Below are 11,834 nucleotides of genomic sequence, written 5' to 3' on the forward strand. Positions count from 1 at the left end.
AATGGGCATTAAATCAAACTGTAAGCGATAAGGCTAATGCTTCCATTGTAAAAGGAGCAGGAGCCATTGCAAGTGCTTATGCAGGAATAGATTTTACTGAGTTAATTCAAGAAGCGAATGAAATTGGTAATGAATTAGGGATAACTAGTGATACGGCCTTAGGGTTAACGAATCGGCTGTTAAAAATCGGATTTCCTCCTGAGCAATTGGACATTATCGCTGAATATGGCGGGCAGCTAACACGAGCAGGTTACAATGCTGAAGAAGTACAAGCGATTATGGAGGCTGGTGTTGATACAGGTACCTGGAATTAGATTATAGTTCCCTTGTATGGCGACATACAATGAAAAACTCCTTTAATTCAGTGGAACTCTCAAATGAGACAATACTGAGCGAAGCCTTTTAATTAAGGAACGTGCAACGACTAGTCGAGAGACGTAGGGTGTAAGCAAATGACACTCGAAACGGGGAGCAACTCAAGTAGTTGAAGATATAGTCTAATCTATACGGTGACGTATAGCAGTTCATAAGAACGGGCGTGACGTTGCGAATCACGTTGAATACAAATGATTGATAATCTCTTAGATGGACTGAAAGAAGGGCGTATTAAAGCGGCTGAATTTGGTCAAGGTGTCGACAAGTCTATGAAAGAAGCTCTTGAAGGCACTAAAATTTCGGCTGATCAGTTAGAAAAGTGGGGGCAATCTGTCGCTAAAGGCGGTAAAGAAGGTTCGGCAGCTATGACAGAGATTGCGAAAGCGCTAGTTAGTATTGAAGATGAAACAAAGCGAAATGAGATTGGTGTTAAGCTTTTCGGAACGATGTATGAAGATCAAGGCCAGAATATAACCAATACACTTATTGGTGCTCAAGATAAAGTTATAGATTTGAACAAGAATCAAGAACAGCTAAATGAAATGATTAAGAAAATGGATGCCAGCCCAGCTGTAAAGTTTCAAAAAGCTATGAACGACTTGAAAATGGCACTTGAACCTGTTTTGGGAGTCATTGCTGATGTAATTAGTGCTTTTGCGGGCTTTGTTTCAGAACATCCAGCATTAGCAGCAGCTATTACAACAATTGTAACAGCGCTTGGAATACTTGTTGGAGCATGCATGGCTTTAGCCCCAGTGTTTGTCACCTTATCCAGTATAGCTGGTATATTTGGCGTAAGTATGGGGGCTGTTGCTGGTCCAGTTGCATTGGTAGTTGGGGGAGTAATAGCCGCATCCGCAGCTATTACCGGATTGGTTATTTGGATGCGGAATTTGTGGCAGACCAATGAAGGATTCAAAAATAGCATAAATGGTGTAATTGAAAGTGTTCAAAACTTTGGGCACGCATTATCTTCACTAGGTAAATATCTATTTTATACGGCTGTTGATGGAGATTATTTAAATGATTGGATTACTCATTTACCAAAAGGATTTCAAAATGCGGCTGAAATAATAGGATTGGCAGTCAGTAAGATACGCGAAGCGTGCCTTCATCTTTTTGATGCAGTAAAAGCTGTTTTTTCGGGAGATTTTAGCCAGTTAGGTGAAATTTTTAAGACCATTGGCCCTACTATAGCGGGAGCGATTATTGGTGGGCTTCCTGGTGTTCTCATCTCTGTATCTCGTTATTTGCCAGCGATTGCAGAGTATTTGAATGCAAACTCAGGAATTATCCTTGAAACTATTACGAATATCTTTACTAATATAGCCAATTTCGTAACAACAGCATTACCGCAATTTCTTGAAGCCGGATCACAAATGATTTCAAGCCTTGTGAATGGTTTGGTTGTAGCGGCTCCAATTGTGCTTGAAGCCATTGTTGGGATTATAAATACAATTTCGCAGATGATTGCTACCTATCTCCCTATGATTATACAAACGGGAATACAAATTATTCAAACTTTAATTTCTGGGATTGTACAAGTCTTACCTACTCTGATAGAAACAGGACTTCAATTGATTCTAACTTTAATAAATGGAATTATGCAGATGCTTCCACAGTTAATCCAAATAGCTGTAACGATTATTCAAACTATTATTAATGGAATTATGTCATTTTTACCCCAGCTAATTGAAATGGGAATAAATTTATTAGTTTCATTAATCACAGGAATCACACAAGCTTTACCTATGATTGCTTTAGCAATTATTACAGTCATTACAACTTTAATTGAAGCCATTACAGCGAATTTACCTATGATAATTGAAGCTGGTGTTAAGGTTTTAACTAGCTTGATAGACGGAATCATTAAAATGCTACCGCAACTTATTGATTTAGCGATAAATCTTATCACCAAAGTGGCGGATACTTTATTAACAAACTTACCTAAAATAATTGAATCCGGTGTAAAGATTTTAATGGCCATTATTGATGGTATCGTACAAGTGTTACCACAGCTTATTAATGCAGCATTAGATTTAATTGTCAAAATGCATCCACATTAATTGCAAACTTGCCGAAGATACTGGAAGCTGGAGTGAAAATTTTACTTATGTTGATTGCTGGGATCGTAAAGGTGATACCGGAATTAATTGCAGCAGCATTAAAGCTAATTGTTACTTTAGCAGGAGAGTTAATTAAGAATCTACCTAAAATCCTTGAAGCTGGTGTTCAACTGATCTGGGCTTTAATAAAAGGTATTGTGAGTATGGTTGGAAAATTAGGTTCTACAATCGTGACAGATATTGTACCGAAGATTGTTGATACATTAAAGAAGATTGATTTATTCAAGATAGGTAAAGATATCATAAGTGGATTGATAGATGGTCTAGGTAGCATGGCTGGTAAAGTGTTAAATAAGGTGAAATCTATTGGTAACGATATTCTTGACGGTTTTACTTCCTTCTTCGACATCCATAGTCCATCTCGAAAAATGAGGGATCAGGTTGGTAAACAAGTTGGTGCCGGGCTTGCTGTTGGTATGGAACAATCAATGTCAACAGTTCTTGCGGCAGCTAAAAACTTAGCAAATTCAGTGTATACGGTATTAGAAACTACGTTAAATACTTTCAATAGCTCCACTTTAAACGACATGAATAATAATAATCCTCTTCGGAGTTATTTTGAGGCAATATTGGAAGATGGTGACTATCTTAATGATTGGATTACCCATTTACCCGTAGACATGAGGGATGCACTTAAACAAGTTGGTAAAGAGCTTGAAGGTTATGATGTTAATAGTGGTATGAGCGAAAATAATCCTGTTGCTCGTTATATTCGTAGTGTATTAGAGAGTGGAGATCCTTTTCAAAAGATATTAGAAGAGGAATTTGTAGAGTCTGGAAAGTGGTTGGAGATAGGTAAGAAAGTAGCTGGTTTCAGAGAGCAGATTTTTAAAGATTTTTATAATGCTCCAAACCAAAAGTCAACCAAAGGTAATGTGTTACAATCCGCACTTAATAACATTTCAAATATGGTTGATGATACTTTTAAAAAGTTAAATTTATATGGAATAAATAAACAAGATAACATTGCTTCTAATCTGTCTACGCTAGCGACAAGAGCAGTCCAACCGATTGTTCAACAAATTGACAGTGGTCCTGTAGAAATTAATTTTTATAACACAATTAATAATGAACGTGATGTGGATCGTATGTTTGAAAAAGCAAATGATTGGTTTGCTGAGCGTGGTCGTAATGTAAAAATAGGAATAGGGAGGACTTAAATTGCTAGACATAGGTATCGATAATCAGTTAGCAAGTGACTATGGAATATGTATGGTAGAACGCCCTATTATTCCTACAGCAGAACAGGAAGTAGAACATATTGAAGTGCCGGGTAGACATGGTTCACTTACAAAAAAAGGGGCGTTTAAAAACGTCCCTTTAAAAATAAAGTTCAATATGCTTGAAGAAGAGAATATTAAGCCACTAGTTCGGCGCATGAAGGCTTGGTTGATGAATGGCAAGACACTATATTTTACAGATGATGATGTGTATCGAAAAATTAAACATGTTGTAATAGGTGATATTGCAAATGAAATTGAAGAACACGGTGAGTTTGAAGTCGACTTTACGCTTGATCCTTTTGAGTATACAGAAGATGTAAACATAATGTTGAGTACTCCTGGATCTATTTATAATCCGGGTACAATGGAATCGGCTCCAATGTTGTTCGTTGCAGGTAATGGTACATTTCGAATTTCCATTAATGATGTTTCTTTTCAGATTAAAGATGTAAATGGTTCTGTTGTAGTAGATTCAGAATTATTAGAGGCATACAGTGGTACAGTGCCAATGAATGATAAAATGATTGGTGATTTTCCAGAATTTCAAATAGGAGTAAATAAAATAGAGTGGTCAGGGGCTATTCAATTTATTTCAATTCAGCCAAGATGGAGATATAAATAATGATTACTTTATATAAACCAAATGAAACAGATTTTACGCATAATGGAATTGGTGTTTTAGATAAACATATTTATAGTGCAACTGTTGAGGAGGAACTCAACGGTTTATTTGTTTTTAATTTTAATTATCCTTTATTTGCTCCATATGGAACGAAAATTGACGGGATGAGCATCATAAAAGTTCCTACTCCTGATGGGGATCAGTTATTTCGCGTGGTAACTCCTAAAGTGAGTATGGGAGAAATCAAAGCGGTTTGTTACCATATTTTTTATGATTTAACAGAAAATTTGATTGAAGATATATTTATTCAGCCCACAAATGGTAGTGCAGCTATGGCTAGGTTGTCATCAGGGTGTCAATATAAGCATCCTTTTACTTTTTATTCAGATATAACCAATATATCCACCGCGCGTATTGTTCGAAAGAATCCAGTTGAAGCAATGTTGGATACGAGCCAAGATAATTCATTCGTAAATCGATGGGGTGGTGAATTAAAAAGGGATAACTTTGATGTGAAGATGTTGAAAAACCGAGGAGCTAACCGTGGGGTAGTTATCAGGCATAAAAAAGATTTGTTAGGTTATGAAGGAAGTGTGGACTGGAAAAGCCCTACTACCAGAATTTGCCACAAGGGTTTGACGGATTGTTATTACCAGAAAAATATGTAGATAGTCCACTGATTCATAAGTATCCACATCCGAGAATACGAGTTATTGAATTTAATCATATAAAAGCAGCTATTGGTAAAAATGCAAATGATGAAGACGCATTACCTGTAGAAGAAGCGTATAACAGGTTACGTCAAGCCGCTAAAGCTATGTTTGATATTCAGATGGTCGATCAACCAAAAGCGACATATAAGGTTGAATTTCAAGAGTTGTCTCAAACAGAGGAGTATAAAGAATATAAAATTTTGCAGCGTGTCTGGATGGGCGATATTGTTACAGTTAAACATGAGGAAGATGGTATTGATATTCAAGCAAAAGTTATTGCGTATAAATATGATCCGATTAAAAAGGAATATATCAATGTAACCATTGGAAACTTTAAAGAATCTTTTACAGATATGGCTGGTAAGGTAGATCAAATCCAACAAGATTTATCCAATATGCCAGGATCTTTACTGGATGCAGCGAAAGAAAATGCCACAAAATTAATCAATTCGGGATTTGGTGGAAATGTACGTGTATATCCAGACCGAATTTTAATTATGGATACCAAAAATGAAATGACAGCTTCAAAAGTGTGGCAGTGGAACATAAACGGATTAGGGTATTCATCAAACGGGGTAAATGGTCCGTATGAAATAGCAATGACAAAAGATGGGCGTATTGTTGCGGATTTTATTACCACTGGAGTATTGAATGGAAATTTGATTCGAGGCGGAGAAATAACAGGAACTACTCTTAGAACTGCCAATGATTCTAACTATGTCTCTATTTCCAAACAGTTTATTAGGTTAATGGAATCGTATATCACTCGGATTTTCATGGGCTATTATATAAATCAAAGTAATATCATGCAACCCACTATTGTATTAGGTGGCAACAATGATATAACAGCAACGCAGGGTGCAGTGTTAATTTACCAACTCGAAGGTTCTCCCAAGTCAGGAGGAATCGGAATATCTAAATGGAATGGATACCTAAATGGTGATCCAAACAGAGTCTATTTTTCAGCGGCCCTTGCGTTTAATCAAAATGGACATGCAGAATTAAGAGCGGATCAAAGCCTAGAACTAGAGTCAAAAGCATCCTATGCTTCTTTGAGAAGCCAAAATAATCTTTTTCTGGAAAGCAGAACAGGTGGTGCTTATTTCACTGCAAAAGAAGGGTTTAATTTCCGCCAAAATGGAGATCGAGTTGTTGATTTGAAGTTGACACCTGGTGGAGATAGTGACATCGTATTTCAGAACATCTTATTACGGAACAACAGAAATTATGAAAATACCTATGTGCAAGTGAAAAGTGCTGGGGGAACTTATTTCAACGGTGTTTTAGCAGCAGATTTTAAAGTATCTTCTAAAAAGAAATATAAAACAAATATACGTGATATTAAATTTGATGCGTTAGAGAAGGTAATGGGCTGGGAAATTAAACAGTACAACCTTAAGACAGAAGTAGCCGAGTTGTATGATATGCGTATGAAACGTAAAGAAGGAGATCCAATCCTTACAACAAATGATATTACAACTCATTATGGAGTTGTGCTTCCGGATGAATCAAAAGAAAATGGTGTTGGCTTATATGGGATGATTGCGCAGACTGTTAAAGCATTTCAGGAGTATGTAGCCAAAACAGATGCTAGAATCGAAGAATTAGAGCCAATAAAGCCTAAAGGAAATATAAAACACAGGAACAAAGTAAAACGTCAAAGAAGACCGCCTAGACGCGTGAAAAGGAATAGTTAGAGAGAGGTGTAGTCATGCGAAATGAGGAAATTATTATAGATTTAGCAGATCCTGTGTTTACCAAAACAATTCGTTCGAGACAAAATGATAAAAACGGCTTGAAAATTACAGTATACGTAAGAGAAAAGGGGCAAATTGTTGATTTAACAGGGTATGCAGTGAAGTACGAAGCGATTAATCAAGTCGGACTGTTTGTTCGAGATGATGCTCAAATAGTTGATGCAAAGAATGGCGTATTTTCATACACATTGTCCTCGCAAGCTGTTTCCATATCGGATGATTGGACAGCTTATTTTGTGATGGAAAAAAGTACAGAACGAATGAGTACACCAGACATTCGTATTACATTAAGGCGAGATGTGAAAGAAGGTAATATCAAAATAGAAAACTATATTTCTGAGTTTGATAAGGCTCTTGAAATGATTAAAGGGTATCAAAAGCAAATTGATGAAGCAAATAAACGCGTAAATGAATTAACAGCAGCGGTTACAGGACAGAAGTATCAGTTATGGAAGGTTACGGATGATGATGGAACTTCTATTGATTTAGCTGCTAATACGGACTTGAATACCATTTTAAAAACTGGAACTTATGTTGGAAGTCAACTTAAAAATACACCTAACGCCTCCATCTATACGTTTTTTGTTGCTGTAGAATCCGCCACAAATGCAGCTCTTGTTCAAAAAGCTACTCTGTTAGGAAATTGGAATGATACATACATTCGAATTAATAACGGTGGTAAGTGGTCTGAGTGGTCTCGTATGGTATTAGAGAAAGAGGTTGTACCTAAAACAGGTGGGGCGTATACGGGAACAACTCATTTTAATACTGATAATGCTATTGTCATTGGAAGTCGTTCATTCAAAACAGTTCTCCATAAAGGCGCACAAGGACAACTTGTTATTGCCCCTTCAACTAAAGAACAAGAAGAATCGTGGGATTGGACAAAGCGAGTTGAAATTCGAACCGATGGAACCATTAGACAAGCAACCGATACAGATTGGATTAACCTTCCTACAACTGGTGTAGAGACCATTGCTGATAGGATAATGAAGTACAAGAGAAGTGGGGAACAAATATCTGTTATTGGATCAGTTAAATATCTAGCAAATACAACAATATTTGCAACCCTTCCGGCTGGATTTCGCCCTGTACAAAATATTGCTTTCCCAGCACTTGCATATGGCAATGGACCAACAGTTTGTGAAGTTACAGAAAAGTGATGGTGGAATTTTCTTAAATGGTGTTCAAAATGGAAATGTCATTCATATTGCGATGAGCTTTTTAATTTAGATATTACAGATTAAGCGTGCATAAGCAGGCTTTTTTATTTTGTATAAAATAGGGCTTTGATTCAATTCATCAATCAAGAGGAGTGATTTCACTTCTCTTTTTATTTTGAGGAGATGATCAGTGTGAAACGAATAGTAGATCAAGTAATTTATGAAAAGCATGTTAGCCAAGAAAATAAAAACCTAGTCAAAGATTTTCTTATTGAAAAGAAAGCACAAGGGAAAGCGGCAAGCACTTTACAGCAATACAATTGGGATTTGCGAATTATTTTGTTTCTAATACATCAACACTTTGAAAATAAAAATCTGGTTGAATTAACACGTAAAGACATTCGAAACTTATCTATTATTTTTCAAGAGATGGGAATGTCTAATGCGCGTGTAAATGGATTGATGAGCGCTTTACGTTCAGCACTTGAGTTTTGTGCAGATGATGATGACTATGATTATGAATTTAATGTAGGTTCACGGGTCCGTGGTTTACCTAAGAACCCGATTAGAGAAATTACATTTATTACTGAGGATCAGATTAATTGGTTAATCGATGAATTACTTGAGCAAGAAAAATATATGTTGGCAACGTATTTAGCACTTTCATATTACAGTGCGGCTAGAAAGAATGAGGTATACCAGGTTCAAAAAGAAGGGCTGACAGAACAATATTATACAAATGTGGTACGAGGAAAACGCGGTAAGAAGTTTAGATTATATTACAATCACCGGGTGCAGAAATGCATTCGTTTATATATAAATCAGCGAGGTAAGGATACTATTCCAGATTTGTTTGTGCGTGTTTATAAGAATGGGGAGAGAAAAAGATTGAACAAGAGTGTATTTAATTATTGGTGCGACATATTTGCTAAGATGCTAAACGAAAAGGAAGGGAAGGAATTTAAAATGAATCCTCACTGTTTCCGACATAGCAGATTAGATAATTTGAAAGTACAAGGAGTACCACTTGAAAAACTAAAATCACTCGCTAACCATTCTGATATTTCCACAACTGAATCTTATTTAAAAGATAGAAGTGAGGAAGATATTGCAGAGATATTTGGAATGGACCCAAGTTGCTTTGCAGCTTAAAAAGGAGAGGGAAAGATGGATCGTATTGATGTATTATTGAAAACATTTATAGCTACGTTTGGTGGCTTCTGTGGGTATTTTTTGGGAGGATGGGATGCAACATTGAAAGTCTTAGTGACGATGGCAGTTATTGATTATTTAACTGGCATGATTGCAGCAGGTTATAACGGAGAATTAAAAAGCAAAGTTGGTTTCAAAGGCATCGCCAAAAAGGTGGTGCTTTTTATTTTGGTCGGTGCGGCCGCCCAGCTCGATACAGTACTTGGAAGTAACAATGCAATTCGTGAAGCGACAATCTTTTTTTTCATGGGGAATGAATTGCTTTCACTTTTAGAAAATGCTGGACGAATGGGTACAACACTCCCACAACCATTAACAAATGCAGTTGAAATTTTAGGTGGCAAACAAAAACAAGAAGAGAAAAAAGGAGATGTTCAATAATGGGACACATTGTAGATATTTCAAAATGGAATGGTGATATTAATTGGCCTGTGGCAAAACAATACATTGATTTCATAATTGCGCGCGTACAAGATGGTTCGAATTATGTAGATCCATTATATAAAGGATATGTACAAGCCATGAAACAACATGGGATTCCTTTTGGGAACTATGCATTCTGTCGTTTCGTTTCTGAAAATGACGCACGTGTAGAAGCTCGAGACTTCTGGAATCGTGGAGACAAGAGTGCAACAGTCTGGGTCGCTGACGTGGAAGTAAAAACAATGGATGATATGAGAGCGGGCACGCAAGCGTTTATCGATGAACTACGCCGATTAGGTGCTCAAAAAGTTGGTTTATATGTTGGCCATCATATGTATGCTCCATTCGGAATGGCAAATGTAAAATCAGACTTTGTGTGGATTCCTCGTTATGGTGGAAATAGACCAGCTTATCCATGTGATATTTGGCAATACACTGAAACAGGAAATGTCCCTGGTATTGGAAAATGTGATTTAAATGAATTAATTGGAAGTAAGTCGTTAGATTGGTTTACAAATAAATCGTATAAAGAAGAAGGAGTGGAGATTATCGTGAACAAACATAATAAGGTGGTTACTTACGAATTTGGTGTGAATTTAATTCCTGAAATGATTCAAATGATGGATAAGCTTGGATACACTTCAAAAATTGTTTCTCGCGGAGATCGTCAAGGGCTTGTTTATTTTGAGTCGGATTATCGTCAAGGTAGCGAGCTAGATAAAGCAACAGCGTGGTTAGATGCTAAAGGATTAAAGTATTACTATACAAAAGAATAATTTTGTAAACAAAAAGAGCCGTCATTTTGACGGTTCTTTTTTTATTTCTATGATTTTTTTAATTTACTTCTTATTCAATGCGCGTAATACAGGTTTCAATATTTTACCGAATATACGATATGCGTTAAAAATAGATCGAATGACCTTCATAATAGTTCCCCCTATATAAATGGACAAAATTTTTTATTGGGAATAGAAATCAACTAATGGCCTTGATATATTCATTAAAGGTACTCTCTTCAACTCGAAACTCATGTGTACATTCAACACATCTGAATTTTAATTTCATTTTTGTATATTTAAATCTCAAAGCTACGAAAAATAAAATTATTCCAATAGGTATTCCTATAATGGTAATGCATGAAAATACAGCTATCCAAAGCATTTCTTTGAATGCTAATGCAGGACTCTTTACCTTATTCCCTCCACATTGTGGACATAATACAATTTGTTGTCCTTTTTTCATGAAAGATTCCACCTTCTTGTATTAAATGTTTTCTTCAAACCAAATATCTTCGACTTTCTTTTCAAGAACCTTTGCTATTCTAATTGCTACTAAAAGCGTAGGCGATCCACCTTGTAATAAATTTGTCATTGTGGAATTTGCTATGCCTACTTTCTTCGCAATGAATCCATATCTTAATCCTTTCTCATCTACAATTTGTTTCAAATTACTATGGAGCATTATACCACCTCCTATATGTATATTCGTCTGAAATCATTTTTGTCCTTTTAAAAAATAAATTTAAGGTGGACAGGCAATGTATTTGCTTCTAGTTCATATACCTATATCAAGACCACGAGGAATACCAAGTGGAACTAAGGACATCAAGAAGGGAGAGAATTACATGCGTTGGCAGTATAATCATCTGAACACAACTTCATATCTTCATCCGTCAAAGGAATTACGCTTAATGTACAATGAATCCAGATCAAGAGCAGAGACAGAATCAATTTTAACTCACATGAAAAACCATGAAGTTTATGATCGAAAAGAATATAAAGGATATTTCAGTTTGTCTCAGGTATTAGAAGAAGATCTATATGGAGAGGAAGAAGATGTTTTAAACTGGGAAATTCTAATGGATTGTTATGATGTCGTCCTAACGAGAAAAGGTATTGCCTTTCGTGAAAAGGAAGAGGAGGAATAAACATGACTCTTGCAGGGGAAGCGGTAATCATTTGGACAGCAACAGGCTTGTCAGTAATCGCGATGAAGGCAGCAGAAAAAATGGGGAAGAGTGTTCCACATTGGCTTCCACGTATTACCTTGTACACAACGCTCACAGGCTCGTTCTTATATCTTCTACGTTATGTGCTAATGGTGTTTCTATGAAGGAATACAATATGGAAGGGTGGGACAACAGAGAAGGTATAAAGAAAGCCTTGTCCCGTCATATTCCAAAAGAGTGCAATGATATCCTTATAGGATATGTAAGGGGGA

9 protein-coding genes and 3 pseudogenes are annotated in these 11,834 nt (G+C 36.3%); 10 read left to right on the forward strand and 2 right to left on the reverse strand.

Going from position 1 to position 11,834, the window contains the following annotated elements; genetic code table 11:
• The 8 genes and pseudogenes from QCI79_RS29800 to QCI79_RS29835 all read left to right on the forward strand — a co-directional run.
• A pseudogene (locus tag QCI79_RS29800) lies at positions 1 to 314 on the forward strand (hypothetical protein); the annotation flags it as partial.
• A gap of 507 nt (positions 315 to 821) precedes the next feature.
• Positions 822 to 3,661, forward strand: a pseudogene (locus QCI79_RS29805) (phage tail protein).
• 1 nt (position 3,662) lies between these two features.
• Positions 3,663 to 4,346, forward strand: a complete 684-nt coding sequence (locus tag QCI79_RS29810) for a phage tail domain-containing protein (protein WP_023901438.1) — start codon at positions 3,663 to 3,665, stop codon at positions 4,344 to 4,346.
• Positions 4,346 to 6,756: pseudogene (locus tag QCI79_RS29815) on the forward strand (phage tail spike protein). Before QCI79_RS29810 ends, QCI79_RS29815 begins: the two are co-directional and overlap by 1 nt.
• Before the next feature lie 14 nt (positions 6,757 to 6,770).
• Positions 6,771 to 7,979, forward strand: coding sequence for a BppU family phage baseplate upper protein (locus QCI79_RS29820; protein ID WP_483298935.1), 1,209 nt, complete (start codon positions 6,771 to 6,773; stop codon positions 7,977 to 7,979).
• Between the two features lie 192 nt (positions 7,980 to 8,171).
• The gene (locus QCI79_RS29825; RefSeq protein ID WP_021728192.1) at positions 8,172 to 9,131 is read left to right on the forward strand and encodes a tyrosine-type recombinase/integrase; all 960 of its coding nucleotides are present in this window, start codon (positions 8,172 to 8,174) and stop codon (positions 9,129 to 9,131) included.
• 15 nt (positions 9,132 to 9,146) lie between these two features.
• Positions 9,147 to 9,572: a phage holin family protein gene (locus tag QCI79_RS29830; RefSeq protein WP_353842265.1), complete on the forward strand. Its 426-nt coding sequence runs from the start codon at positions 9,147 to 9,149 to the stop codon at positions 9,570 to 9,572.
• A complete protein-coding gene (locus QCI79_RS29835; protein ID WP_021728191.1) occupies positions 9,572 to 10,390 on the forward strand; it encodes a GH25 family lysozyme in 819 nt (272 codons plus the stop codon). The genes QCI79_RS29830 and QCI79_RS29835 overlap by 1 nt, the downstream gene beginning before the upstream one ends.
• 199 nt (positions 10,391 to 10,589) lie before the next feature.
• Here QCI79_RS29835 and QCI79_RS29840 read toward each other — a convergent pair whose 3' ends face one another.
• Together QCI79_RS29840 and QCI79_RS29845 are read right to left on the reverse strand one after the other, a co-directional pair.
• Positions 10,590 to 10,856 carry a hypothetical protein gene (locus QCI79_RS29840; RefSeq protein ID WP_021727689.1) on the reverse strand — a complete coding sequence of 89 codons (267 nt, stop codon included), beginning with the start codon at positions 10,854 to 10,856 and terminating at the stop codon, positions 10,590 to 10,592.
• Positions 10,857 to 10,877: 21 nt separating this feature from the next.
• Positions 10,878 to 11,075 carry a helix-turn-helix transcriptional regulator gene (locus QCI79_RS29845; RefSeq protein WP_021727690.1) on the reverse strand — a complete coding sequence of 66 codons (198 nt, stop codon included), beginning with the start codon at positions 11,073 to 11,075 and terminating at the stop codon, positions 10,878 to 10,880.
• 163 nt (positions 11,076 to 11,238) lie between these two features.
• On the opposite strand from QCI79_RS29845, the gene QCI79_RS29850 reads away from it, so the two are divergent.
• Together QCI79_RS29850 and QCI79_RS29855 are read left to right on the forward strand one after the other, a co-directional pair.
• The gene (locus QCI79_RS29850; RefSeq protein ID WP_023901502.1) at positions 11,239 to 11,541 is read left to right on the forward strand and encodes a hypothetical protein; all 303 of its coding nucleotides are present in this window, start codon (positions 11,239 to 11,241) and stop codon (positions 11,539 to 11,541) included.
• A 2-nt stretch (positions 11,542 to 11,543) separates the two neighbouring features.
• Positions 11,544 to 11,726 carry a hypothetical protein gene (locus QCI79_RS29855; RefSeq protein WP_021727692.1) on the forward strand — a complete coding sequence of 61 codons (183 nt, stop codon included), beginning with the start codon at positions 11,544 to 11,546 and terminating at the stop codon, positions 11,724 to 11,726.
• The last annotated feature ends 108 nt before the right edge of the window (positions 11,727 to 11,834 follow it).

The sequence above is a fragment of the Bacillus cereus group sp. MG1 genome, from assembly GCF_040460035.1.
Taxonomy (GTDB): domain Bacteria; phylum Bacillota; class Bacilli; order Bacillales; family Bacillaceae_G; genus Bacillus_A; species Bacillus_A cereus.

Excerpts from the sequence above, each read along its gene's own strand:
- QCI79_RS29820 (WP_483298935.1), top strand. The coding sequence starts at position 6,771 with ATGCGAAATGAGGAAATTATTATAGATTTAGCAGATCCTGTGTTTACC.
- QCI79_RS29830 (WP_353842265.1), top strand. The coding sequence starts at position 9,147 with ATGGATCGTATTGATGTATTATTGAAAACATTTATAGCTACGTTTGGT.
- QCI79_RS29835 (WP_021728191.1), top strand. The coding sequence starts at position 9,572 with ATGGGACACATTGTAGATATTTCAAAATGGAATGGTGATATTAATTGG.
- QCI79_RS29840 (WP_021727689.1), bottom strand. The coding sequence starts at position 10,856 with ATGAAAAAAGGACAACAAATTGTATTATGTCCACAATGTGGAGGGAAT.
- QCI79_RS29845 (WP_021727690.1), bottom strand. The coding sequence starts at position 11,075 with ATGCTCCATAGTAATTTGAAACAAATTGTAGATGAGAAAGGATTAAGA.
- QCI79_RS29850 (WP_023901502.1), top strand. The coding sequence starts at position 11,239 with ATGCGTTGGCAGTATAATCATCTGAACACAACTTCATATCTTCATCCG.
- QCI79_RS29855 (WP_021727692.1), top strand. The coding sequence starts at position 11,544 with ATGACTCTTGCAGGGGAAGCGGTAATCATTTGGACAGCAACAGGCTTG.